Raw genomic sequence first — 24,646 nt, forward strand, 5'->3', positions numbered from 1 at the left:
GCGGACCGCTCAGCCCCCGCCCTCCCCGTCCCAGCGGGCCCTGCGCATGTCCACGCGATCGCTTGCGGGGCGCATGGGCGTGCCCTCCGCCGCGTAGTGGGACAGGGCGCGGACCTCGTTGCAGGAGGGCGGTCTGCCGTCCGCGCGCACCACGCGCCACCAGGCCACCGCCCCGCCCCAGGAGGACATGACCGAGCCGACCTGGCGGGGTCCTCCCCTGCCGACGTACTCGGCGATGTCGCCGTAGGCCATCACCCGTCCCGGCGGGATCCGCTCGACCACCGCCAGGACCTCCTCGGCGTAGTCGTCCGGCCCGCCCTCCGCGTCCTCGAACACAGGCGGCAGCCTACCGGGGGCCGCCGACACGGCGGGGCCCGCCGCGGAGGCGGCCCCGGCGTGCGCGGTGTCCGGTCAGGCGGTGACCTGGTCGCCGTGCGCGCCCCAGGCGAGTTCGGGGTCGCGCCTGCGGGCCTGGCGCGCCTTGACGAGTCCGAACGCCCCCAGCAGCGCCACGACGGCGCCGAGGATCCACGCCGTCCAGGCGGCGGCGGTGAGGTCGGTGAAGCCCAGCAGCCACGGCATCACGAAGACCAGGACGCCGATCGCGAGGACGCCCGCCTCGCTCGACAGCGCCCCCGGCCGGGTGATGGATACCACCGAGGCCACGATGACGCCCAGTCCGAGGACGAACATCGCTCCCCCGCCGAAGCCGTACATCCCGTGCCAGATCCAGCTCAGTCCCAGGGCCAGGCCGGCGAGGATCGCCACCCAGTCCGCCCAGCGTCCCCTGCGTCCCATGGAGCCACCTCCCGAGGAGCGGGCCGCCGTCGGCCGGCGGCCCCTGTCCGGACCCCTACCCATCCGGCGGGCTGAGCAGGCACGACGGCGGAACCCGGGACGGCTCGGGGGCCGGGGCGCGAACGCGGCGGGGCGGTGCCGGAAGTCGCCTCCCGGCACCGCCCCGTCCCCCGTCGGGCCCGTCCGTCAGTACTCGGGCAGGCTCGGGTCGACCTGGTTGATCCAGGCCAGGACGCCGCCGCCCACGTGGACGGCGTCGGAGAACCCGGCCGCGTGCACCGCGGCCAGCGCCTCGGCGGAGCGGACGCCCGACTTGCAGTGCAGGACGATGCGCCGGTCCTGCGGCAGCCGCTCCAGGGCCTTGCCGTTGAGGAACTCGCCCTTGGGGATGAGCGTGGCGCCCGGGATGCTGACGATCTCGTACTCGTTCTTCTCCCGGACGTCCACGAGGAAGATCTCCTCGGGCTTGTTGTCCAGCAGGTCCTTGAGCTCGCCCGCGGTGATCGTGGAACCGGCGGCGGCCTCGGTGGCCTCCTCCGACACGGCGCCGCAGAACGCCTCGTAGTCGATGAGCTCGGTGACCGGCTCGGTGTCGGGGTCCTTGCGGACCTTGACCTCGCGCCAGGTCATCTCCAGGGCGTCGAAGATGAGCAGGCGGCCCACCAGCGGCTCACCGATGCCGGTGATCAGCTTGATGGCCTCGTTCACCATGACCGAGCCGATGGAGGCGCACAGCACGCCCAGGACGCCGCCCTCGGCGCAGGAGGGCACCATGCCGGGGGGCGGGGGCTCGGGGTACAGGTCGCGGTACTGGGGCCCGTACTCGTTCCAGAAGACGCTGACCTGGCCGTCGAAGCGGTAGATCGAACCCCACACGTACGGCTTGTCGAGGATGACGCAGGCGTCGTTGACCAGGTACCGGGTCGCGAAGTTGTCGGTGCCGTCCAGGACCAGGTCGTAGTCGGCGAAGATCTCCAGCGCGTTGTCCGAGTCCAGGCGCTCCTGGTGCAGGATGACGCGGACGCCCGGGTTGATCTCCTTGATGCTGTCCCGGGCGGACTCGGCCTTGGGGCGGCCGACGTCGCTCTGTCCGTGGATGACCTGGCGCTGGAGGTTGGACTCGTCGACGACGTCGAAGTCGATGATGCCGAGCGTGCCCACGCCCGCGGCGGCCAGGTAGAGCAGCGCCGGGGAGCCCAGGCCGCCCGCGCCGACGACCAGGACCTTGGCGTTCTTCAGGCGCTTCTGCCCGTCCATACCCACGTCGGGGATGATCAGGTGACGCGAGTAACGGCGCACCTCGTCCACGGTCAGCTCGTCAGCTGGTTCCACCAGCGGCGGCAGCGACACGGTGACTCCTCATGTCTGTTCGGGTTGCTTCGCACCGCCCGTACCGCGGGGGCCACCGGGCGAGGGGGCGGGGAGGCGAAGCGTGCTTGCACTCATACCCAACCTAACGGGTGGGGTATTGCATTCCCGCCACCGGGAGGCGTGGAGCACACCCTTCGCGGGTCCGTCCCCGCCCGTCACAACCAACGCGGCGTGCGAGTTCATCCCGGGGGCCGCGCGTACCGGCCCGGGCGGCGGGTAGTGGTCGGGCGTACGCACGGCGACGACGTTGGGGAGGACCCCGTGGCACAGGAGAACCGTTCCGTGGGACGACGCCCGGCCGCCGGAGGGGACCCCGCGGCCGAGGTGCCCGAGGCCGACGCGGTCGAGCAGCGCGCGTCCGCCGGGGCCGACGAGGGCGGGGACGGGTGGGAGGACCCGCCGCAGGAGAGCTTCGAGCACGCCGCCGAGGCCGACGTGGTCGAACAGGCCCGCGAGGCGGGCCCGGACGACGAGGAGCGGCGCTGACGGGGGGCTCCCCCGCCCGGGACCGCGTCCTTTTTCCTCCGCTTCCTCCCGGCCGCCGATCGCGGCCCTGACCACGTGTTCGGCCGGTGCCTCACCGTGCCCGCCCGGAACCCCGACCGGCTTCCCGCTGCTCACGGGGAACCTACGCCGGAGTAGGATGAGGGGGACCGCTGTGGAGCGCGCCACTGGCCGCGCTCCGCGAGCACTAGCCACGCAGATGTCCGGTTATGGCGTGCATCTGCCATGCCGAGTTCGGAGGGTCGGTGTGACAGCTCCTTCAGACTCCCGCGCCCGGGGAACCCGTCTGCCCCGGGTCAGGCGCCGCCGCCAGCTCCTGGCCGCGGCCCAGGAGGTCTTCGTCGCGCGCGGGTACCACGCGGCGGCGATGGACGAGATCGCCGACCGCGCCGGAGTCAGCAAACCGGTCCTGTACCAGCACTTCCCTGGGAAGCTGGAGCTGTACCTGGCCCTGCTGGAGGAACACTCCGAGGTGCTGGTCGACAAGCAGCGCGAGGCCCTGGAGAGCACGGACGACAACCGCCAGCGCGTCATCGCGAGCTTTCGCGCCTACTTCGACTTCGTCGCGGGCGACGGCGAGGCCTTCCGCCTGGTCTTCGAGTCCGACCTGCGCAACCTCCCGGCCGTTCGGGCCAAGACCGAGGAGACCTTCCAGCGCTGCGCCGAGGCCATCGGCGAGGTGATCCGCCAGGACACCAGCATCTCCGACGAGGAGGCGCACCTGCTGAGCATCGGACTGGTCGGCATGGCCGAGACCAGCGCCCGGTACTGGCTCAACAGCCGCGGCTCCGTGCCCAAGGACGCGGCCGAGCAGCTGGTGGCCCGCCTGGCCTGGCGCGGGATCAGCGGCTGGGACCTCCAGCGCGGCTCCGGCGAACAGGGCTAGGGGCGCGGCCGCACCCGCCGCCCGCAAGGCGAGGGCCCCCGTGCGCGCACGGGGGCCCTCGCCTTTCCCGGTGCTCCCCGGAAAGCGCCCCGGCACACGGAAAAGGAATTTCTTCCCACCGCCGCGCAAGGAATGTCCCAAAAAAAGGTAATCACCTCCGCTTGCGTGGGACAAGCGATTCAATTGCCGCCCTCCGGGTATCGCCGGAATGAGAAGTAACGCACTTCTCTTCGCCGTATCCGCCCGGTCCTTCGCTTCGAAGCCCCGGCGGAGCAAGCGATTTGGGGGTGAAGACGTTATGGACATGGGTCAGGGCCTGTCGACGGCCTGGCAGGCGGTGGCGAGTTTCGTGCCTCTGCTGATCGGCTTCCTGGTGATCCTGGTCCTGGGATGGATCATCGCCTGGCTGGTGGGCAAGGCGGTCGCCAAGGGTCTGCACGGCGTCGGACTGGACCGCGCCCTGCACCGCGGAGGTGTGGGCGAGTACTTCGAGCGCAGCCGGTGGAGCGCCAGCGAGCTGTGCGGAAAGATCATCTACTACGTCGGGCTGCTGTTCGTGTTCACGCTCGCGTTCAGCGTCTTCGGACCGAACCCGATCAGCACGCTGCTCAACGACGTCATCGCCTGGATCCCGCGCGGCATCGTCGCGCTGGTGATCGTGGTGGTGGCCGCGATGATCGCCAAGGCGGTCCGCGACATCGTCTCCGGCGCGCTGGGCGGCCTCTCCTACGGCCGCTTCCTGGCCAACGCCGCGGGCGTGTTCATCCTGGCCCTCGGCGTCATCGCGGCGCTGAACCAGATGGGCGTGGCGGTGACCGTCACCGTGCCGGTGCTGATCGCGGTCCTGGCCACGATCGGCGGCATCCTCGTCGTCGGCGTGGGCGGCGGCATGATCGAGCCGATGCGCTCGCGCTGGTCCCGCTGGCTGGACGTGGCCGAGCGCGAGACCAACCGCATGAGCGAGGAGGGCAGCTACCGGGCCGGCCGCGAGGCGGCCCTGGGCCGTCCCGCGGACGCCGGGCGCACGGAGCCGCGCGAGGGCGCGACCTCCCAGAGCGCGCGGCGCGGCACGGGCGGCGAGCCGCCCGCTCCGTAGCCGGGGCGCGGACACGCGACGAGGGCGGGGCCGTGCGGCCCCGCCCTCGCCGTGTGCCGTCAGGATCGCTCGGCGGGCCGGTGCGAACGGCCCGCGAGGCGCCTCCTAGAGGAATTCGGAGTCGCGCAGCTCCAGGCGGGAGAGGTGCTCGATCCGCCGGAAGGTCAGTACGACGGAGGCGATGATCGGGAGGAAGGCCAGCCAGAAAGCGGCGTTCCCGGGCCCGGTGAAGACCATCGACACCAGCGCGACGACGAAGATCAGTGCGAAAAGCGCGAAGTCGACGCGGTCCTGTTGGATCAGGACGCCGACCGGTGGGCGCGCCGCCCCATGCCGACCGCTCCTCATTCGCCTTCCTTTCTCGCGGCTCTGCGGGCCGCTCCGCAAGTTACGGTGTCTGTGGTCCGTTTTCCGGACCGACATAACACCGTCAGTCCCAGGTTGCATTCCGCAGGGCCCTGGTTCTGCCGCGGTGCGCCGGGCCGTGGTCGGCCGCTGTGGAGTCACCGGTACTTTTCAGCGTACGCCCGATGACGGGCCTCCACCGGAGAACGGGCAGGGGCGGGGGCCACGAGGAGCTCGGGTTGTGGACCACACCGTTCTGCGGACGCCACCAAACCTAGCGGACGAAACCGCGCTCCTTGGCCAGTCGGCAGATCGCGAGGATGCGCAGTGTCTCCCAGTCGTACTCGACCGCCTCGGAGTCCCAGCCCCGTTCGAGGCAGCCGTCGAGGAACCCGTGCAGGTAGGTGCCCAGGGTGCGGGCGTTGAGCACGCCGCCGGAGGAGGTGATGCCTTCGCACACCTGTGCGGCGTGCTGGTCCAGCTCAGCGCACATCCAGGGCTCGATCGGGGCGCCTAGGGGGCCGATCCGGTGGAAGTCACGGGTGAGTCCGGCCAGCGGATGGCGCACGGAGGTCCCACTGGGCATGGAAGTACCTACTCGCGTGGTCAGGAGACGGAAACTTCACTGATTTTACGGCCAGTGCCCAACGAATCGTCACGAAAGTGTTGGATATTACCCGCGCTTGACCAAGGTCGCACAGGTCCCGGTCAAGGACGGGCAAGGAATCGGGCCGCCGCGACAGCGGGTCAGGCGGTCAACCCCATGGCCCTGAGGCGGTCGGAGTGGCGATCGGTGAGCGAGGCGAACATCCGGCTGACCGCGGCGAGGTCTCCGAGCCCCGTGCCGTCCGCGGCGTGTCCGCCGTCCCCCGCCAGGAGCGCGGCGAGCCGGGGGCGCGAGACCGCCACCGCCTGCGCCTGGCTGAGCGCCTCGCCGACCAGGCGGCGCGCCCACAGGGACAGGCGCCCGACCAGCTTGGGGTCCTCCTCCACGGCGGCGCGCACCGTCGCGGAGACGAACTCGGCCCGGTCGGTCTCGGCCAGCACGCCCTCGACCAGGGTGCGCGTGTCCTCGTCGGCCAGCTCGGCGACCTTGCGGTAGAAGTCCCCCGCGATGCCCTCGCCGACGTAGGTCTTGACCAGGCTCTCCAGCCAGCTCTGCGGCTCGGTCCTGTCGTGCCAGGCGTCCAGCGGCTCCACGAAGGGCTCCATGGCCTCCTCGGGCACGACGCCCAGCTCCTCCAGCCGGTCGCGCAGCGACTGGTAGTGCGCCTGCTCGGTGGCGGCGAGGGCGGCCAGCTGACCCTTGGAGCGCAGCGACGGGGCCAGGCCCGCGTCGTCGGCGAGGCGGAAGAAGGAGCCGAGCTCCGCGTAGGCGAGCAGGCCGAGCAGGTCGATCACGCCGGGCTCGGCGGAGGGGCCGTGGGTCATGCCCGTCAGGGTATCGCCAGGCCGCCCGGGCGCCGAACCGGGGACTAAACGGACCGAAGGCACGGTTGTACACGCCGGGAGCGGGTACGGTCCAAGCCGTCCACAGCCCGGTGAACTGGTATGTCCACCTGGCGAGTCACCAGCTAGACTCTGCGTGATGACCGGTGTGTGCGCCCGACGCGGACATCTCCCTCACACACGCGGGATCTCCCACGTACCGGCGCCGCGGAGGCGGCGCCCGCACAGGCGCGGACCCCACCGACGGTGGCCCGGACCGCGCGAGGAACAACGACGAACCACGGATGCACCCCGTCCCGAGCGGGGACGGTCCCGATCCGCGGCCGGACAACCCCTGCGCCGCACGGGTCCTCACGGCAGCGCCACCGCACCGTTCCGCGAGAGGAACGACCGGTGAGCCGCGCCCCCGCGGCGGCCAGGAGCCGTCCGCAACCGCATCCCGCCGCGGCCACGCCAACGTTGCGGCCCGCCAAGATGGAGGCTTGAGCCCTGAGCAGCACAGCAGAGACCACCAAACCCAAGACGACCTTCCGCGACCTCGGTGTGAGCACCGAGCTCGCGGACGCCCTCGAGGCCGAGGGGATCATCGAGCCCTTCCTCATCCAGGAACTCGCCCTGCCGATCGCGCTGGGCGGCAGCGACATCATCGGCCAGGCCCGTACCGGCACCGGTAAGACCCTGGCCTTCGGCCTGCCCCTGCTCCAGCGGGCGCAGAAGGACCCCGGAACGCCCAAGCGGCCGCGCGCCCTGGTCGTGGTCCCCACCCGCGAGCTGGCCATCCAGGTCGCCGCGGACCTGACCACCGCCAGCAAGCGCAGCGGGACCCGCATCCTGACCGTCTACGGCGGCCGCTCCTACGAGCCGCAGGTCAACGGGCTCAAGGAGGGCACCGACGTCGTCGTCGGCACCCCGGGCCGCCTGCTGGACCTGGAGAAGCAGAAGCACCTGCGCCTGGACGGGGTGTCCGCGGTGGTGCTGGACGAGGCCGACAAGATGCTCGACCTGGGCTTCCTGCCCGACATCGAGCGCATCCTCACCAGGACCCCGGACGACCGCCAGACCATGCTCTTCTCGGCCACCATGCCGAGCGAGATCGTCTCCCTGTCGCGCAAGTACCTGCGCCGTCCCACGCACGTGCGCGCGAGCGACGACGACGAGATCGACGGCTCGGCCATCACGGGGCAGATCACGCAGCACGCGTTCCGCACCCACCAGATGGACAAGATCGAGATGCTCGCCCGCCTGCTCCAGGCCAGCGACCACGGCCAGAGCATGGTGTTCTGCCAGACCAAGCGGGCCTGCGACCGGGTGGCGGGCGACCTGGAGGCGCGCGGGTTCGCCGTCGCGGCCGTCCACGGCGACCTGGGGCAGAGCCAGCGCGAGCGGGCCCTGCGGGCCTTCCGCAACGGCAAGATCAACATCCTGGTCGCCACCGACGTGGCCGCCCGGGGACTGGACGTGGACGACGTCACGCACGTGGTCAACTACGAGACCCCCGAGGACGAGAAGACCTACACGCACCGCATCGGCCGCACCGGCCGGGCCGGGCGCAGCGGCACCGCCGTCACCTTCGTGGACTGGCAGGAGATGCCGCGCTGGAAGCTGATCAACGGCGCCCTCGGACTGCCCTTCCACGAGCCGGAGGAGACCTACTCCACCTCGCCGCACTTCTTCGAGGCGCTGCGGATCCCGGCCGGGACCAAGGGCAAGCTGGCCGAGGACCGGCGCGACGATCACGCGGGTCTGGAGGCCGAGGAGATCGAGGACATCGGCGACACCGGAGTGGCGCGCGGCGAGCGCGGCGGCCGGCGGGGCCGGGGTCGCGTCGAGGGCGCGCGCTCGGGGAGCGGACGCGGTGAGAGCGACCGTGACGAGGGCGGGCGCGGTCGCGGCCGCAACCGTTCGCGTCGGCGCACCCGCGGCGGCCAGGGCACGGCCGGGGTCGAGACCGCCCCGGGCGGGAGGGCCGAGAGCACGCCCGCCGCCCAGGAGGCGCCGCGCGAGGGCGCGGCCCCCTCCGACGAGGGCGCGCGCAGGGTACGGCGCCGCCGCCGCACCCGAGGCGCGGTCCGCAGGGACCCCGAGAACACCTGACCCCTCCCGGCGCCCGCCCGTGGCGGGCGTCGCGGCCGTGCGCCCCGCGCCCGTTCGCGGGGCCCTGGGACCGACGTCCGCGCCGGTCCCGGCCGTCGGCCACGGCCCGGGTTATCTCTGCCCGGGCCGGCGATCGTCTAGGGTGACCCGACGTGAGTACACCTCAGTTCCTCGACCTGCCACCGGGCGTGCGACGCGCCGATCTGAACCTGTCGTACGGTCCGGTGGCCGCCCTGCGGGCGCTGCCCACCTCCGGCGGCCCCGAACTCGCCCCCGCTGTCCTGGTGCACGGGTTCACCGGCAGCAAGGAGGACTTCATCTCCCTCCTCCAGAGCCTGGCCCAGGCCGGGCGGGAGGTGGTCGCGATCGACCTGCCCGGCACCTACGAGTCGCCGGGCCCCGAATCCCTCTCCCCTCCCCCGGGCGTGCGCAGACCGGACTACGGCCTGCCCTCCCTGGGCGCGGTGGTCACCGAGGTCATGGACCAGATCGGTGACGGCGGCCCCGTCCATCTGCTGGGCCACTCCTTCGGCGGGCTGGTCTCCCGCGAGGCCGCGCTGGTGGAGATGGCCCCGCTGGCCTCGCTCACCCTCCTGTGCTCGGGCCCCGGCGCCCTGAGCGGCCCGGGCGCGAACACGGCGAGCGCCCTCATCGCCGCCGTGTCCATCAACCCCACCGCCGAGCGGCTCCGCGAGCTGTGGGAGGAGCAGTTCGACTCCGTGGCGCGGGCCCGCAGCCCCCGGCCCGAGATCCGCGACTTCCTGCGCGAGCGGCTGCTCAGGAGCAGCGCCGTGGGCCTGATGCACATGGCCGAGGAGCTGGTGTCCGCGCCGGACCGCGTGGACGAGGTGGCCCGGGTGGAGGTCCCCAAGCTGGTCCTGTACGGCGAGAACGACGAAGCCTGGCCGCTGGAGGAGCAGGACCGGATGGCCGAGCGGCTGGGCGCCAAGCGCCTCGTGGTGCCCGGCGCCGGTCACTCCCCCAACGTGGAGGCGCCCGAGACCGTCGCGAGCGCGCTGACCGCGTTCTGGAACGAGGCGGAGTCGGTGGGCCGCCGCTGACCCCGTCCCGCACGGCGACGGCCGCCGCCCCGTCCGGGCGGCGGCCGTGCGGGGGCGGGGCCCCGGAAGGTCCGTGCTCAGACCCAGGAGTCGAAGTTCTTGCCCTCGGCCGCCGCGGTGGTGGCCGGGCCGCGGTCGGGCAGGATGCGCGTGTCCGGGGGCAGGGACAGCAGCGCCTCGCCGATGGAGGCGAGCTGCGTGGTGTAGTCGATGTAGGTGTTGCCGACCATGCCGGGCTCGCCCTTGCGCAGGGTGTCGCCGCCGAAGACGACGCCGCGTTCGCTGACGTAGTATCCGACGGTGCCGGGGGAGGTGCCGGGCAGGGCCAGGACGTCGATGTGCAGCTTGCCGATGTCGAGGGCGCCCTGGCCCTCCACCTCGATCTCGGGGCGGTGCTCGGCGCCGTGGTGGCGGCGCCAGGCGCGCATCTCGCGGGGGTGCAGCGCGATGGGGGCCTCGGACTCCTCGGCGACCTTGATGGCCGACTCGATGTGGGGGCTGTAGGCGTTGGTGCAGGCCACCAGGTAGACCTCGCGCTCACCGATGGCCGCCAGGATCGCCTCGGCGTCGTGGCCGGGGTCGATGACGACGACGCCCTCGTCGTCGGCGTCGATGATCCAGGTGTTGCTGACGACCGGGTACTCCTCGCCGTCGAACTCGAAGGTCCCGGCGGTGCGCACGCGCGTGATGCCGTCCTCGTCGGGGCCGGTCACCCCGGCCTCCTCGCCCTCGTCGGCGAAGACGTCGGCCTTCACCGGCGCCTCGTCCTCCTCGTCGTCGGACTCGTCGTCCGCGTCGGAGTCCTCGGACCCGTCCGCCTCCCCGGCCTCCTCCGCCTTCTCGTCGGCGGCGGAGCCCTCGGCGGCCCCGTCCTTCTCCGCCCCGGTGAGCTCCCCGGCGTCGACGGCGGGCTCGGCGGCGCCGTCGTCGGCGGCCTCGGCGGAGGCCTCGGCGGTCCCGGCCGGGTCCTTGGCCCCGTCCTCCGCGGCCACGTCCCCGCTGGCGGCGGTGGTCTCCTCGCGCTCCGCCGCGGCCTCCGCAGCGGAATCGGTGGCCTCCTGGCCCTCCTGCTTCTTCGACTTCCGATTCCAGAACACGGCTCAGACCTCTCGACTTCGTCCGGGTATGGGTGGTTGCGCTGCGACCATTGTCGCGCTCCCGCACAGTGGTCGGTACCGTACCGGACGCCGGGACGAGGACACGCGGTTCACCCGCGCAGAAGGGGGGCGCCCGTCGCGGGCGCCACCAGCCGTTCGAACGCCTCCGGGTCGGTGGTCCTGCACCCCAGGCGGCGGCCGGTGAGGCTTCCGTGGTCGTCGCTGGAGCCGGTGACCAGCACGCCCAGCTCCTCGGCCACGCCCCGCCAGTGGCGGGCCTGGTGCCGGTTGTGCGAGGGGTGGTCGGCCTCGATCGCCCCCAGGCCCGCCCCGGCCATGCGCTCCACGAGTTCGAGGGGGACCGCGCCGTTGAGGGCGCCCTCCGCCCGCCCCGGGTGCGCCAGCGAGCAGACCCCGCCCGCCGCCCGGACCAGCTCCACCGCGCGGACCGGGTCGATGGCGTACCGCGAGACGTAGGCCGGGCCGCCGGAGCCGATCCAGCGGTCGAAGGCGTCCTGCACGTCCTTGGCCGCGCCCGCCTCCACGATCGCGCGGGCCAGGTGCGGGCGGCCGATCGTGTTGGCGTCGGCGTACTCGTCGCGGCCGGCGCCCGCGATCTCCAGCACCCGCTCCCAGGTGACGCCGACCCCGTTCTCGTGGAGCTTGCGGACCATCTCCTCGGCGCGGGAGGCGCGGTCGGAGCGGACCCGGCGCAGTTCACCGTCGAGCGCGGGGTCGTCGGGGTCGAACAGGTAGCACACCAGGTGGACGCTGGACCCCGCGTGGGCGCAGGAGAGCTCCATCCCGGGGACCAGGGTGAATCCGGGGGGCAGGTTCTGGGCCGCCTCCCCGATGCCGCCGACCGTGTCGTGGTCGGTGAGGGCGAGCACGTCGAGACCCGCGGCGACCGCGTGCTCGACGACTTCGGCGGGCGTGTCGGTTCCGTCGGAGACCGAGCTGTGGGCGTGCAGGTCGATACGTGTCACCGGGCGATTGTACGTAGGGCGCGGTCCGGCGCGCTCGGCCGGGGCGAGACCCCTTGCCGGTTCAGTCCGGGTCCCGCCGGGGCGCCAGGGCCTGGGTGAGGAAGGGGCTGGGGGCGCCGAAGGGCGGTTCCAGGGAGAGCCCGCCGTCACGGATGTCGCGCAGGTCCCGCAGGGAACCGATCTCGCACATGAGCACGCCGGTGTCGGCGGAGGCGAAGACCAGCCACAGCCACTGGGCGAGCGCCTCGCCGGTGTAGACGGCGCGGTCGGGGCCCACGTCCAGGCTCCACAGGGCGATCTCGTGGCCGTCGAAGCGCACCTTGGCGTCGGCGGCGGAGGCGTCGAAGCCGTCGCCTGGGTCGGGGCCCTCCAGCCCGGCGAGGCGGGCGCCGAGCCCGATCCCCGGGTCCTCGGCGACGATGACCACCTCGCCGACACCGCCGACCAGGTCGGGCCCGGAGAGGGCCACGGCCGTGGCGAGGGCGCCGCTGCGGTCGTCACCGGCCTCGGCGAAGCCGGTGACCACCCAGTTGGCGGGCAGCGGCCAGGGGATCCAGACCGGGACGTGCGCCTGGGGCAGGAGTGCCTCCAGCGCGGCCGCCCCGGGGGCGCGCACCTCCTGGAGGGGCGCCACCGGCCCGTGGGCGTCACACTGCCAGGCGCTGGTCCACAGCCCCGGAGGCTGGACCGCGCGCCCGCAACGGGGACACGTGGGCTCGGACTTCATGCTGCTCAGGGGTCTACCCGAGGGGACCGGCCGGAAAACGCGTCGTGGGCGGGCCGCCGGAGCGGCCCGCCCACGGGCGGTGGCAGCGGTCCTACTGCTGCTGGCGCTTCTTGTTGGCCGTCATGCGGCCGCGCTCCTTCTGGTCCAGGACGACCTTGCGGATGCGCACGTGCTCGGGGGTGACCTCCACGCACTCGTCCTCGCGGCAGAACTCCAGGGCCTGCTCCAGGGACAGCTTGCGCGGCGGCACCAGGCGCACCAGCTCGTCGCCGGTGGCCGAGCGCATGTTGGTGAGCTTCTTCTCCTTGGTGATGTTGACGTCCATGTCGTCGGCGCGCGAGTTCTCGCCCACGATCATGCCCTCGTAGACCTCGGTGCCCGGCTCGACGAAGAGCGTGCCGCGCTCCTGGAGGTTGAACATCGCGAACGCGACGGCCGAGCCGGCGCGGTCGGCCACCAGGGACCCGTTGGGGCGGGTGCGCAGCTCGCCGAACCACGGCTCGAACTTCTCGAAGACGTGGTGGGCGATACCGGTGCCGCGGGTCTCGGTGAGGAACTCGGTGCGGAAGCCGATGAGGCCGCGGGAGGGCACCAGCCAGTCCATGCGCACCCAGCCGGTGCCGTGGTTGACCATGTTCTCCATGCGGCCCTTGCGGATGCTGAGCAGCTGCGTGATGGCGCCCATGTACTCCTCGGGGGCGTCCACGGTGAGGCGCTCGACGGGCTCGTGCACCTTGCCGTCCACGACCCGGGTGACCACCTGCGGCTTGCCGACGGTCAGCTCGTAGCCCTCGCGGCGCATCTGCTCGACCAGGATGGCCAGCGCCAGCTCGCCGCGGCCCTGCACCTCCCAGGCGTCGGGGCGCTCGGTGGGCAGGACCCGCAGGGAGACGTTGCCGACGAGCTCCTTGTCGAGGCGGTCCTTGACCAGGCGCGCGGTGACCTTGGCGCCCTTGACCTTGCCGACCAGCGGCGAGGTGTTGGTGCCGATGGTCATGGAGATGGCGGGCTCGTCCACCTGGATGAGCGGCAGCGGGACCGGGTTCTCCAGGTCGGCGAGGGTCTCGCCGATCATGATGTCCTCGATACCGGCGATGGCGACGATGTCGCCGGGCCCGGCCTTCTCGGCGGGCTTGCGCTCCAGGCCCTCGGTCATGAGCAGCTCGGTGATCTTGACCTGCTGGGTGCTGCCGTCGGTGCGGATCCACGCGACCTGCTGGCCCTTGCGCAGCTCGCCCTGCTGGATGCGGCACAGCGCCAGGCGGCCGAGGAACGGGGAGGCGTCCAGGTTGGTCACGTGCGCCTGGAGCGGGGCCTCGGGGATGTACTCGGGGGCCGGGATGGTGTCCAGGATGGTGCTGAACAGCGGCACGAGGTTGTCGTTGTCGGGCACCGTGCCGTTGGCGGGGCGCTCCAGGGAGGCCTTGCCGTCGCGGGCGCAGGCGTAGACGATCGGGAACTCGATCTGCGACTCGTCGGCGTCCAGGTCCATGAACAGCTCGTAGGTGTCGTCCACGACCTCGGCGATCCGGCTGTCGGGCCGGTCGACCTTGTTGATCACGAGGATGACGGGGAGCTTGGCCTGGAGGGCCTTGCGCAGCACGAAGCGGGTCTGCGGGAGGGGGCCCTCGCTGGCGTCCACGAGCAGGACCACGCCGTCGACCATCGACAGGCCGCGCTCGACCTCGCCGCCGAAGTCGGCGTGGCCGGGGGTGTCGATGATGTTGATGACCACGTCCTCGCCCTCGGGCGTGGTGTAGTGGACGGCCGTGTTCTTGGCGAGAATGGTGATGCCCTTCTCGCGCTCCAGGTCGTTGGAGTCCATCACCCGGTCGTCGACGTCCTGGTTCTCCCGGAACACACCGGACTGCCAGAGCATGGCGTCAACGAGGGTCGTCTTGCCGTGGTCCACATGGGCCACGATCGCGACGTTGCGGAGGTCGCTGCGGCGTGCGGAGCCCTCGACGGGCGTAGCGCTGGACATGGGAAAGCTCGATCTCCTGGTACTGGGAAGAACCGCGGAGTGCCACGGCCCACCGCCAGTTTATGCGGTCATGGTGGACTGCTGGGGAAACGTGCAGGCCGCCGCCGTCACGGCCCGGTGCGGGCGAGCCCCGTGCACGCAAGCCCGGCGCGGACGGGCCCAGTGGAGGCGGGTCCCGCGCGGGCGGGCCCGGTGCGGGCGGGCCCGCGCAGACAAGCGCGGTGCGGGCGGGCCCCGTGCGGGCGTGCCGATGGAGACGAACCCGGTGGAGGCCGGTCGCCCCCGCGGGGCGCACGGCGGCGCCGGGCGGCACCCGTTCGCCGCAGGGTCCCGCTCGGGGACGCGGGAGGCCCGCTGGGGCGGCCCCGCGGCGCCCGCGGGGGTCAGGAGCGGGGGACGGCGCCCGGGGTGAGCAGGGGTTCGACGAGGTCGAGGAAGGGCACGTCGGCGGGCAGCCAGTCCGGTCCGCGCAGTTCGTCGGCGGCGAGCCAGCGCAGGGACAGGTGCTCCAGGGGCCGGGGCTCCCCCTCGACCAGTTCCGCGCGCCAGAGCCGCAGCACGGCGGGGCGCATGTGCCCCCTGGCGGGCGCGGGGAAGGGCGCGTCCGCGCCGAGCTGGTGCAGGGGTCGGACGGTGGCGCCGAGTTCCTCGCGGCACTCGCGGACCAGGGCCTGCTCCGGGGTCTCCCCCGGATCGACCTTGCCGCCGGGGAACTCCCACCGGCCGCGCAGGGCCTCGGGTTCGGCGCGCTGGGCGGCCAGGACGCGGCCGTCACGGACGAGGACGGCGCCCACCACGATCAGGGTCTGCTGTTCCACGGTTCCCGAGCCTAACCAGTGCCGGTGACCTTCGGGTCGGGGCCCCGGGCGCCGACGCGGGGAGGCCGGCGCCCGGGGGTGCCGCCGCTCTCCGGGGGGAGTGGAAAGAGCGTCGGCCTCCGATGTGGCTGGTGGTCCGACCGGGGCGGGACGCGGCGCCCGGAACCGGAGGTCGGGGCAGAGCCTACGTCGCCGGACGGAGGCGCGTGAGGGATGTCGGCGAACGTTCACCTTCTTTTTCCGTGGCGTGCGGTCAGGGGGCGTCCGGGGGCGGGGGCTCCTCCGGCGGCCGACCGGCCGACCGCAGCCGGTGCGCCAGGGCCGTGTGCCTGCGCCCGGAGGAGGCGTTGCGCACCGCCTGGGCCAGGGCGCGGCGGGAGCCGACCAGGACCACCAGCTTCTTGGCCCTCGTGACGGCCGTGTAGAGCAGGTTGCGCTGGAGCATCATCCAGGCGCTGGTGGTGACCGGCACGACCACCGCGGGGTACTCGCTGCCCTGGGAGCGGTGCACGGTGATGGCGTAGGCGTGGGCGAGCTCGTCGAGTTCGGCGAAGTCGTAGGCGATCTCCTCGTCCTCGTCGGTGCGGACCAGGACCTCCTGGGCGACCTCGTCGAGCCCCGTGACCACGCCGAGCGTTCCGTTGAACACCCCGTTCTCGCCCTTGTCGTAGTTGTTGCGGACCTGGGTGACCTTGTCTCCGACGCGGAAGACGCGCCCGCCGAACCGGCGTTCGGGGACGTGCTCGCCGGAGGGCGTCACGGCGGCCTGGAGGGCCGTGTTGAGGTTGGCCGCCCCGGCCGGGCCGCCCTTCATGGGGGTGAGGACCTGCACGTCCCGGCGCGGGTCGAGGCCGAACCGGCGCGGGATGCGGCGGGCGACCACGTCCACGGTCATCTCGGCCGCGTCCTCGGACTCCTCGCAGGGGAAGAGGAAGAAGTCGGACATACCGTGGAACTCCGGCGGCTCGCCGCCGTTGATCCGGTGGGCGTTGGTGATCACCCCGGAGTTCTGGGCCTGGCGGAAGACGTGGGTCAGTCGCACGCTCGGCACGGGCGAGTCCCCGTCCAGCAGGTCGCGCAGCACCTGGCCCGCGCCCACGGAGGGCAGCTGGTCCACGTCGCCGACGAACAGCAGGTGCGCCCCGGGCGGGACCGCCTTGACCAGCTTGTTGGCCAGGATCACGTCCAGCATGGAGGCCTCGTCCACCACCAGCAGGTCGCAGTCGAGGGGGTTGTCCCGGTCGTAGGCGGCGTCGCCGCCCGGGCGGAGTTCGAGGAGCCGGTGCACAGTGCGGGCCTCGATGCCGGTCATCTCGGTGAGGCGCTTGGCGGCGCGCCCGGTGGGCGCGGCCAGGACGATCGTGGCGCGCTTGGCCATGGCCAGGGTGACGATGGAGGCGACCGTGAAGGACTTGCCGCAGCCGGGCCCGCCGGTGAGCACGCACACCTTCTCCGACAGGGCCAGCCGCACGGCCTCCCTCTGGGCCTCGGCGAGGTCGGCGCGCGTGCGCGAGCGCAGCCAGTCCAGGGCCACGTCCCAGTCCACCCCGGCGAACGCGGGCATGCGGTCGGCCGGGGCGTGGAGCAGGCCGCGCAGGCCGGAGGCGAGACCGATCTCGGCGCGGTGCATGGGCAGCAGGTAGACGGCGCGCACCGGCTCGCCCTCGGGCCCGGGCACGGTCTCGCGCACCACGCCCTCGGTGGCCACGAGTTCGGCCACGCACTCGATCACCAGCCCGGCCTCCACCTGGAGGATCTTCACGGCCGCCGAGATGAGCTTCTCCTCGGGCAGGTAGACGTGCCCGTCGCCGGTGGACTCCGAGAGGGTGAACTGGATGCCCGCCATGACCCGCTGCGGGCTGTCGTGCGGGATGCCGACCGCTCGGGCGATGGTGTCGGCGGTCTTGAAGCCGATCCCCCACACGTCGGTGGCCAGGCGGTAGGGCTCCTTCTGCACGATCTGGATGGAGGCGTCGCCGTACTTCTTGTAGATGCGCACGGCCAGGGAGGTGGTGACCTCCACGCCCTGGAGGAAGACCATCACCTCCTTGATGGCCTTCTGCTCCTCCCAGGCGTCGGCGATGAGCCGGGTGCGCTTGGGCCCCAGGCCCGGGACCTCGATGAGCCGTTCCGGATGCTCCTCGATGACCTCCAGGGCGTCGGTGCCGAAGTGGTCGACGATCCGCTCGGCCATCTTGGGGCCGATCCCCTTGATCAGGCCGGAGCCGAGGTAGCGGCGGATGCCCTGGACCGTGGCGGGCAGGACGGTCGTGTAGTCGTCCACGTGGAACTGGCGGCCGTACTGCGGGTGGGAGCCCCAGCGGCCGCGCATGCGCAGCGCCTCGCCGGGCTGGACTCCCATGAGGGAGCCCACGACGGTGAGGAGGTCGTGCGCGCCCCGGCCCGTGTCGACCTTGGCGACGGTGTAGCCGTTCTCCTCGTTGGCGTAGGTGACCCGCTCCAGGACGCCCTGGACGACGGCTGGTCGGAAGGTCGCGTCGGGCACGTGGCCGTCCTCTCCTCGTTCACGCCCTCTCCGGGGCCCGCGGGGCCGGTCCGCCGGTCTCCGGCGCGCCGTCGCCCAGCGCCGCGAGCACGCGGTCGCGGTCGGCCCGGCGCAGGCTCCCCGCCACCAGGACGTAGGAGTGTCTGAGCATCTCCAGGATCTCGTCCTCGGGCACCGTGCCGTCCAGGAGCACGGAGTTCCAGTGCTTCTTGTTCATGTGGTACCCGGGCGTGACGGCGGGGAACTGGTCGCGCAGCTCCAGGGCCAGCCCGGGGTCGCACTTGAGGTTGGCCGTGGCTGGGCCGTTTCCGTCGTCTCCCCCCATGAGCAGGGCGAACATCTTCTGCCCGGCCACCTTGTAGACCAGGTAGCCGGGGCCGAAGGGCTCGGTCTCCCCGGCCTCGGGGAACCACAGGGCGGCGTCGATGAACTGTCCGGGGGTCATGCGGGCTCCCTTCCTCCCCTACGACAGTGCCAGAGACCGCCGACGTTCGGCGGACCCGGCCTCGGCCTGTGGACAACCCGCGCGGGAGCGGTTCAGTCCTGGTCGTCGGCCAGCGCGGCCACCCGCAGGGCCAGTTCCTGGGCCCGCACGAGGGAGTCGAGCGTCTCGGCGCTCTGCTCGTGCACGGCGCCCGCCTCGGCGGCCTCGGCGGCGATCGCGTCGAGTTCCCGGGCCGACCTGCGGTCCTGGTCGTCCAGTTCGGCGGCGCGCACGCGGTCCGCGTAGTCCTCCAGGACGGCGATCCGCGCCGTCACCTCGGCCGTCTCGGCGGCCAGGACGGCGGCGGCGCGTGCGGCGGCCTCGCGGCTGCGCTCCCCGGGCGTGGGCGTGCGGGAGATCCGCTCCCTGACCCGGGTCTGGTGGAGGAGGCTGCGCGCGAGGGACCACTCCACGTCGGCCAGCACCACGCGGTTGCGGACGGTGTCCAGCAGGAGCCCCCGCTCGTGCAGCGGGGAGCCCAGGACCGCGTCCACTGCCCTCTGCCCGCGCTTCAGGAGGGCGCGGGACTCCTCGTCGAGCGCTCCGGGGGACACGAACTCCCCCTCGGCGGACTGGACGATCCGCACGGGGTCGCGCTCCCTCTCCGCGCGCTGGTGGCGCGTGCGGGCAAGTGCCGCGCCCGCCACCGCGAGCGCGGACGCCGCCAGAAGGGTGATCTCGGCGCCCAGGGGCAGGTCCAGGACCATCCAGCACACGGCGAGGGCCCAGAAGAGCGCGTAGGCCACCCGTGCGAACGCCCTGTTCCGTTCGCCGCCGCCGGTGCCGCGCGGGAAGCGCCTGCCGCGCACCGCGTCCAGGGCCAGGCGCAGCCTCCGGGCGCGCTCCTCGGGGAGGGAGGGGTCGAGCGTGGGCCTGCCCTCGCGTCCGGGCTCGCCGAGCAGCCCGGCCAGGGGCATGAGCACGGACCGGGCCTGGACCCCGCGCTCGGTGAGGACGAGCACCCCGTGGGCGTCGCGTTCGGCCAGGCCCTGGGCGATGAGGGGCGCGCTCTCCCCCGGTTTGCGGACGTCGGGGCACCACACGTCCGGCCGGCCGGGCGGGGGCGCGGCCAGGCGGATCGACCGGATCATGTCGGAGGTGAGGATGACGTTGTACCCGCCGGAGAGGGTGAGCTCCATCGTGTCCTTCCCGGTTCGGGCGCGCGACCACGCATGGGCTTTACGACATCTTTATACCGAAACCTCCTGCGGTGTAGGGGTTTTCGACCACGCGGACCCGCGGCGCCGCCTCCGTGCCGGATAGGATCGCGTCCCCTGTGTCCCCAGGGAGGCGTGTCCCCGGTGAGGAGGGAGTCCCCATGAAGGCGCGAGGCGTGCGCAGACTCGACCCCCTGGAGCCGGACGACCCCCGTGAGATCGGAGGGCACCGGGTGCGGGGGCGGATCGGCTCCGGGGGGATGGGCACGGTCTACGCCGCCGACTCCCCCGGCGTGCACGGCTACCTGGCGGTCAAGGTCGTCCACGCCGAGCAGGCGGCGGACCGGCGCTTCCGGGAGCGCTTCGCGCACGAGGCCCGCCTCCTGGCCAGGGTGAACAGCCCCTCGGTGGCGCGGTTCGTGCGCGCCGACGTGGAGGCGCCGCGGCCGTGGATGATCACCGAGTACGTGCCGGGGCCCACCCTGCGCCGCCACGTGGAGCGGTACGGCCGCCTGCGCGGGGGGATGCTCCTGGGTCTGGCCGTGGGCACCGCCGAGGCGCTGCGGGCCGTCCACGCGGCCGGGGTGGTCCACCGCGACCTCAAGCCCAGCAACGTGGTGCTCTCGGCCAGGGGGCCCAAACTGCTGGACTTCGGGATCGCGCACCCGGTGGAGGACCCCGACCCCACCAAGTGGATGCGTCTGCGGCGGATGCGCCGCGCCTACCGGGACCTGCGGCTGCCCTCGCCGGAGGGGCTGGCCGACGAGCGGGTCAGCGAGCGGGTCGACCGGTTGGGCACCCCGGGGTGGATCAGCCCGGAGCAGTACCGGCGCCAACCCACCGCGCAGAGCGCGGACGTGTTCCTGTGGGGCGCGACCGTGGCCTTCGCGGCGGCCGGGCACGACCCCTTCGGGCGGGCCGGGGCCAAGGAGATGGCCCGGCGCGTGATGTTCGAGGAGCCGGACCTGGAGTACCTGCCGCCCGGCCTGGAGAGGCTGGTGCTGGCCGCGATGTCCAAGGACCCCGACGAGCGGCCCGACTCCGCCGGACTGCTGCGCGCCGCCCTGGGCCTGGAGAACGTCGAGGGCGGGGTACGCGCGTCCGGGGAGGGCGGAGAGGCGGCCGTCACCGGGACGGCGGCCGTGCGGGGTCTGCTGGAGCGGCGGTGGACCGAGGTGGCGGTGCGCCCGCCGCAGCCCCCGCGGGCCGGGCTGTTCGGCCGCGGGGAGGGCTGAGGGGACCGCGGGAGCCGGGGGCCTGCGCCGGGCCGGTCGGGGCCAGTCGTGGGTGCCCCGTCACGGAAGGCGGGCAGCACGGCGTGGGAGAGCCCCGGGGACCCCCCGACTTCCAGGAAACCGCACAGGGGCGGGCGCCGGTAGGGGCTGTGGACGACCCCCGGTCAGAGGAGCCCGTAGTGGGCGCGGCCCTCCCTGGAGAGCATGTACGCCACCATCATGACCGCGAAGCCCAGCGGGACGAGCGCCAGGATGTCCCCGGACAGCACGGTCCACAGCAGGAGCGCGCCCGCCGCGCCCTGGAAGAGCACCACGCCCCAGAAGACGCCGACCGTGCGGCGCCGGATCCGGCCCGCCAGGAGCGTGGACAGCAGCCCGTACACGCCCGTGACCGCCGCCATGACGACCATCATGGCGCGCATGGCCTCGGCGCTGACCGCGAGCTCCAGCCCCTCCTGGGCGGCGAGCTCGGTCTGCTGGCGCAGCGCCTCGTCCATCGCGTCGGCCGGGACGCTGAGCCCCATGAGGAAGAGGCCGGACAGGGCCAGTCCGCAGGCGCCGCCCACGAACATCAGGGCGCGGACGACGGCCACCTTCCTGGGGAGGGGGGCGTCGGGGTGGAGCGCGTCGAAACCGGCCCCGGAGCCGGGCGCCCCGTACGGCGGGACGCCGCCCGCGCCCTGTGTCCCGTTGGGGTCGTACGGGTCCTGGCCAGAGGAAAACACGGACGTCCTCCGAGGGATGTGAGACGGCTTGTCCCGTCCATGGTAGGGGTCCGGGGCGCGGGAGGCGCGGCCCCGGGCGGACCAGGGGAGCCGTCCGGTGACGCAGCGCGATACGGGCAGGCCAAAAACCGGTATCGGAACCGCAGATTCTGCAAATCGTAACCGTGGGAACCATGTGTCCCCGGCCCGGGCGGCTCTAGGGTGAACCCCTCCGGACCTGTCCGCCCACCCCCCGTCCGCCCCGGCGGATCCCCCGCCCCCGCCCGCGAAGGAGCCCCGCAACGATGTCCAGACTCGTGCGCGCCTCGGCCGCGCTGGTGCTGACCGGCGCCCTGGTGGCGCCGTCCGCCCCCGCGGCCGGAGCGTCCGTCCCCATGAACCCCGGGGACGGCGCCGACTTCACCCTGACGATCCTGCACGCCAACGACCCCGAGTCCCAGCTGCTGTCCGCCTCCGGACAGGAGGACTTCGGCGGCGCCGCCCGCTTCACGACGCTGCTCGACCGGCTGCGCGAGGCCGAGGGCGGCGGCGCCGCGGCCGGGGAGGACGAGGCCGACGAGCGCGGCGTCGTCACGGTCAACGCGGGGGACATGTACCTGCCGGGGCCGGAGTTCGCCGCCTCCCGGGAGGAGGGCGCCCCCTTCTACGACGCCCTCGCCGCCGACCAGGCGGACTACGACGCCGTCTCCATGGGCAACCACGAGTTCGACTTCGGACCGGACGTGTACGCCGACTTCCTCGAACAGCTGGGCGGGGACGCCGCGGTGGTCGCCGCCAACGTGGACGTGTCCGCGGAGCCGCGCCTGGCCGCCCTGGCGGACGCGGGCCGGATCGCGCCCAGCACCGTGGTGGAGGCCTCCGGCCACGAGGTCGGCGTCGTGGGAGCGCTGTACCCGCCGCTGGACACCATCACCAGTCCGCGCGACGTGGTGGTGGAGGACCTCGTCGCCCCGGTGCAGGCCGAGGTCGACCGGCTGACCGCCGAGGGCGTGGACAAGATCGTCCTCCTCTCGCACCTCCAGGGGATCGCCTACGAGGAGCGCGTGGCCAGCGAGCTGACCGGCGTCGACGTCATCGTCGCGGGCGGCGGCCACGAGGTGATGGCGGGCCCCGACGACGCCCTGGTGCCCGGCGACGAGGTCACGGCGCACCCGGAGACCGGCGAGCCGCTGTCCTACCCGCTCATGGCCACCAACCCCGAGGGCGTCGAGGTGCCCATCGTCACCGCCGGGTCGAACTACAAGTACGTGGGCCGCCTGGTGGTGAACTTCGACGGCGGTGACCTGGTGTCGGTCTCCGACCGTTCCGGGCCGGTCCGGGTCTCCGGCGCCGGAGAGGACGCGGTGGAGCCCCACCCCGAGGTGGAGTCGCGGGTCACCGCGCCCGTGTCCGGGTACGTGGCGGGCCTGGCGGAGACGGAGGTGGCCACCAGCGAGGTCGACCTCAACGGCGTCCAGAACCCCGGCGTGCGCACCCAGGAGACCAACCTGGGCAACCTGGTGGCCGACGCGCTGCTGGACACCGGCGTGCGCAACGCGCAGGAGTACGGCGTGCCCGCCCCCCAGATCGGCATCCAGAACGGCGGCGGCATCCGCAACGCCTCGGTGGTCCCGGCCGGTCCGCTGACCGCGCTGGACACCTACTCGATCGCCCCGTTCGCCAACCAGGTGGCGGTGGTCCCCGACATCCCGCGCTCGCAGGTCAAGGAGCTGCTGGAGCAGGGCGTGGCCGCCGCTCCCGCGGCCAGCGGCGCGTTCATGCAGGTCGCCGGGGTCAACTTCGCCTACGACCCGGAGCGCACGGCGCAGGTGGTGGACGGGGAGGGCGCCGTGACCACGCCCGGCGAGCGGGTCCGCAGCGCGGTCCTGCACGACGGAACGGTGCTCGTGGAGGGCGGCGAGGTCGTGGACGGCGACCCGATCACGGTCGTGACCAACGACTTCTCCGCCCGGGGCGGCGACATGTACCCGTTCCGCGGGGCGGACTTCACCGTGGTGGGCGCGACCTACCAGGCCGCGCTGGAGGGCCTGCTCACCGGAACGCTGGAGGGCCGGGTGACCGAGGCCGCCTACCCCGAGGGCGGTTCCGGCCGCATCGTGGTGGGCGAGCGGGCCACCGTTCCCGACGGTGACGGCGGCGGAACGCCCACCGACCCGCCGACCGGCGGACCCACCGACGGGCCCGCCGACCCGGACGGCGGGCCGAGCCCGGACCCGACGGACCCGCCCGCCACGGACGGCCCGGACGACGGCTCCGGCAAGCCCGGCGGGAACGCCGACGGCTCACTGCCGCGCACGGGCGGCGCGCTGCTCGGTCTGGTGGCGGCGGCCGTGGTCGCCGTCGCGGCGGGCGGGGCCGCGCTCTACCTGGGCCGCAGGCGCGGGAGGACGGCGGGCGCGGACTCCCCCGGCTCGGACTCCTGACAGCGGGGCCGGGGCCGGGGTTCGGCCCCGGAGGCCCGGCCTCGCAGCGTCGGCCCGCGGTGCTGACCTCGCAGGTCCGCCCCGCGGGGCTGGCCCCGAAGGCGGCCGGACGGCCTCCCGACTCCGCGCGCGGTGCCGGGCGGCCGGACGGCCGCCGCGCTTCGCAGGTCCCGGGTCCCGGGACCCGGCGCCGTACCGGCCGCTCCCACGGGGTCCGGATCCGCGACCCGGGCCGCTCAGGGGCAGCCCGCGATCTCGCGCGTGGCCTCGGCCATGTCGTCGCGCTCCTGCTGGTCCAGGCCGTTCTCCTCGAACCACACCAGCACGAAGTGACAGGCGTCCTGGATGTCCGCCGCGGTGTTCTCCTCGCTCTCCAGCATGGCCATCGCGGCGATCATCGCGATTCCGGAGTTCTCGAAGGCGGCCACCCGCACCAGGTTGGTGTCCATCGACGAGGTGCACTGGAAGAGGGTCGTCTCCTCGGCTCCGGGGTCCGAGCCGCAGACCTCGTCGGTGATGTCCAGACGGGCGTCGATCTCGAAGTCGCGGCGCAGCTCGTCGATGAGCTCCTCCGAGCTGATGAGGTTCTCCGCCCCGGAGGACGGTGGGTCCGTCGGCTCCGCGGAGGGCTCGTCGGTGGGCAGGGGCTCCCCGGTGGGCGCGGGGGCGGCGGTGGGGGCGGGGTCCCCGGTCGGCGCCTCCCGGGTCGGCTCGCCGCCGGGCTCCGCCGAGGGCTCGGAGTTCCTGACGGCGGCGACGAGGTCGGTCATCCTGCCGCCGAAGGCGAGGCCTCCGCCGAGGAAGGAAGCGCCCGCCAGCACAGCGATCACGGCGAGCACGGCCACCAGGCCGGTGCCGTAGCGGCCAGGGCGAGGCGACCGGGGCGGCTGGGGCGGCTGC

General features: G+C 73.3%; 23 protein-coding genes. 7 read left to right on the forward strand and 16 right to left on the reverse strand.

Translation table 11 applies throughout. From position 1 onward, the window contains the following. Positions 1-9 precede the first annotated feature (9 nt). From UIS43_RS12795 to moeZ, 3 genes are all read right to left on the reverse strand, one after another. Positions 10-336 carry an MGMT family protein gene (locus UIS43_RS12795; protein ID WP_013154827.1) on the reverse strand — a complete coding sequence of 109 codons (327 nt, stop codon included), beginning with the start codon at positions 334-336 and terminating at the stop codon, positions 10-12. Positions 337-411: 75 nt separating this feature from the next. Then, positions 412-798 (reverse strand): SPW repeat protein, encoded by a 387-nt coding sequence (locus tag UIS43_RS12800; RefSeq protein WP_013154828.1) that lies wholly within the window; start codon positions 796-798, stop codon positions 412-414. Between the two features lie 186 nt (positions 799-984). After that, positions 985-2,148: an adenylyltransferase/sulfurtransferase MoeZ gene (gene moeZ, locus UIS43_RS12805; RefSeq protein ID WP_013154829.1), complete on the reverse strand. Its 1,164-nt coding sequence runs from the start codon at positions 2,146-2,148 to the stop codon at positions 985-987. Between the two features lie 282 nt (positions 2,149-2,430). On the opposite strand from moeZ, the gene UIS43_RS12810 reads away from it, so the two are divergent. The 3 genes from UIS43_RS12810 to UIS43_RS12820 all read left to right on the forward strand — a co-directional run bounded on the left by UIS43_RS12810 (position 2,431) and on the right by UIS43_RS12820 (position 4,655). Next, a complete protein-coding gene (locus tag UIS43_RS12810) occupies positions 2,431-2,655 on the forward strand; it encodes a hypothetical protein (protein WP_013154830.1) in 225 nt (74 codons plus the stop codon). Between the two features lie 265 nt (positions 2,656-2,920). Continuing rightward, positions 2,921-3,559: a TetR/AcrR family transcriptional regulator gene (locus UIS43_RS12815; RefSeq protein ID WP_013154831.1), complete on the forward strand. Its 639-nt coding sequence runs from the start codon at positions 2,921-2,923 to the stop codon at positions 3,557-3,559. A 298-nt stretch (positions 3,560-3,857) separates the two neighbouring features. Further along, on the forward strand, positions 3,858-4,655 hold the full coding sequence (locus UIS43_RS12820; RefSeq protein WP_117198273.1) for a hypothetical protein: 798 nt from the start codon (positions 3,858-3,860) through the stop codon (positions 4,653-4,655). 105 nt (positions 4,656-4,760) lie between these two features. On the opposite strand, the gene UIS43_RS12825 is transcribed toward UIS43_RS12820, so the two are convergent. The 3 genes from UIS43_RS12825 to UIS43_RS12835 form a co-directional block, all read right to left on the reverse strand. Continuing rightward, complete coding sequence (locus UIS43_RS12825) at positions 4,761-5,003, reverse strand: hypothetical protein (RefSeq protein ID WP_013154833.1); 243 nt, start codon at positions 5,001-5,003, stop codon at positions 4,761-4,763. Between the two features lie 271 nt (positions 5,004-5,274). After that, positions 5,275-5,586: a DUF6401 family natural product biosynthesis protein gene (locus UIS43_RS12830; protein WP_013154834.1), complete on the reverse strand. Its 312-nt coding sequence runs from the start codon at positions 5,584-5,586 to the stop codon at positions 5,275-5,277. A 161-nt stretch (positions 5,587-5,747) separates the two neighbouring features. Next, positions 5,748-6,431 carry a ferritin-like fold-containing protein gene (locus tag UIS43_RS12835; protein WP_013154835.1) on the reverse strand — a complete coding sequence of 228 codons (684 nt, stop codon included), beginning with the start codon at positions 6,429-6,431 and terminating at the stop codon, positions 5,748-5,750. Positions 6,432-6,992: 561 nt separating this feature from the next. Between UIS43_RS12835 and UIS43_RS12840 the strand changes: the two genes are divergently transcribed. Both UIS43_RS12840 and UIS43_RS12845 read left to right on the forward strand, forming a co-directional pair. Next, positions 6,993-8,543: a DEAD/DEAH box helicase gene (locus UIS43_RS12840; protein WP_013154836.1), complete on the forward strand. Its 1,551-nt coding sequence runs from the start codon at positions 6,993-6,995 to the stop codon at positions 8,541-8,543. A 188-nt stretch (positions 8,544-8,731) separates the two neighbouring features. Next, positions 8,732-9,604, forward strand: a complete 873-nt coding sequence (locus tag UIS43_RS12845; protein ID WP_041552862.1) for an alpha/beta fold hydrolase — start codon at positions 8,732-8,734, stop codon at positions 9,602-9,604. 77 nt (positions 9,605-9,681) lie between these two features. On the opposite strand, the gene UIS43_RS12850 is transcribed toward UIS43_RS12845, so the two are convergent. The 8 genes from UIS43_RS12850 to UIS43_RS12885 form a co-directional block, all read right to left on the reverse strand. Next, a complete protein-coding gene (locus tag UIS43_RS12850; protein WP_013154838.1) occupies positions 9,682-10,701 on the reverse strand; it encodes an MBL fold metallo-hydrolase in 1,020 nt (339 codons plus the stop codon). 110 nt (positions 10,702-10,811) lie between these two features. Beyond that, positions 10,812-11,687 (reverse strand): PHP domain-containing protein, encoded by an 876-nt coding sequence (locus tag UIS43_RS12855; RefSeq protein WP_013154839.1) that lies wholly within the window; start codon positions 11,685-11,687, stop codon positions 10,812-10,814. Positions 11,688-11,748: 61 nt separating this feature from the next. Next, the gene (locus tag UIS43_RS12860; protein ID WP_013154840.1) at positions 11,749-12,414 is read right to left on the reverse strand and encodes a DUF6758 family protein; all 666 of its coding nucleotides are present in this window, start codon (positions 12,412-12,414) and stop codon (positions 11,749-11,751) included. Between the two features lie 91 nt (positions 12,415-12,505). Continuing rightward, positions 12,506-14,398 carry a translational GTPase TypA gene (typA, locus tag UIS43_RS12865; protein WP_013154841.1) on the reverse strand — a complete coding sequence of 631 codons (1,893 nt, stop codon included), beginning with the start codon at positions 14,396-14,398 and terminating at the stop codon, positions 12,506-12,508. 383 nt (positions 14,399-14,781) lie between these two features. After that, positions 14,782-15,216, reverse strand: a complete 435-nt coding sequence (locus tag UIS43_RS12870; RefSeq protein ID WP_370013186.1) for a (deoxy)nucleoside triphosphate pyrophosphohydrolase — start codon at positions 15,214-15,216, stop codon at positions 14,782-14,784. Positions 15,217-15,469: 253 nt separating this feature from the next. Further along, the gene (locus UIS43_RS12875; RefSeq protein WP_013154843.1) at positions 15,470-17,722 is read right to left on the reverse strand and encodes an ATP-dependent RecD-like DNA helicase; all 2,253 of its coding nucleotides are present in this window, start codon (positions 17,720-17,722) and stop codon (positions 15,470-15,472) included. A 19-nt stretch (positions 17,723-17,741) separates the two neighbouring features. Further along, positions 17,742-18,167, reverse strand: coding sequence for an MmcQ/YjbR family DNA-binding protein (locus UIS43_RS12880; protein WP_013154844.1), 426 nt, complete (start codon positions 18,165-18,167; stop codon positions 17,742-17,744). A gap of 92 nt (positions 18,168-18,259) precedes the next feature. Then, positions 18,260-19,345, reverse strand: coding sequence for a hypothetical protein (locus UIS43_RS12885; RefSeq protein ID WP_370013187.1), 1,086 nt, complete (start codon positions 19,343-19,345; stop codon positions 18,260-18,262). A gap of 179 nt (positions 19,346-19,524) precedes the next feature. On the opposite strand from UIS43_RS12885, the gene UIS43_RS12890 reads away from it, so the two are divergent. Beyond that, positions 19,525-20,598, forward strand: a complete 1,074-nt coding sequence (locus UIS43_RS12890) for a serine/threonine-protein kinase (RefSeq protein WP_071622699.1) — start codon at positions 19,525-19,527, stop codon at positions 20,596-20,598. Positions 20,599-20,762: 164 nt separating this feature from the next. On the opposite strand, the gene UIS43_RS12895 is transcribed toward UIS43_RS12890, so the two are convergent. After that, positions 20,763-21,323, reverse strand: coding sequence for a hypothetical protein (locus tag UIS43_RS12895; RefSeq protein WP_013154847.1), 561 nt, complete (start codon positions 21,321-21,323; stop codon positions 20,763-20,765). A 284-nt stretch (positions 21,324-21,607) separates the two neighbouring features. Between UIS43_RS12895 and UIS43_RS12900 the strand changes: the two genes are divergently transcribed. Then, positions 21,608-23,746: a 5'-nucleotidase C-terminal domain-containing protein gene (locus tag UIS43_RS12900; protein ID WP_117197741.1), complete on the forward strand. Its 2,139-nt coding sequence runs from the start codon at positions 21,608-21,610 to the stop codon at positions 23,744-23,746. A 236-nt stretch (positions 23,747-23,982) separates the two neighbouring features. Here UIS43_RS12900 and UIS43_RS12905 read toward each other — a convergent pair whose 3' ends face one another. Further along, on the reverse strand, positions 23,983-24,591 hold the full coding sequence (locus UIS43_RS12905; RefSeq protein ID WP_013154849.1) for a hypothetical protein: 609 nt from the start codon (positions 24,589-24,591) through the stop codon (positions 23,983-23,985). Positions 24,592-24,646 lie beyond the last annotated feature (55 nt).

This window comes from Nocardiopsis sp. LDBS0036 (assembly GCF_041228755.1).
Classification (GTDB): domain Bacteria; phylum Actinomycetota; class Actinomycetes; order Streptosporangiales; family Streptosporangiaceae; genus Nocardiopsis; species Nocardiopsis dassonvillei.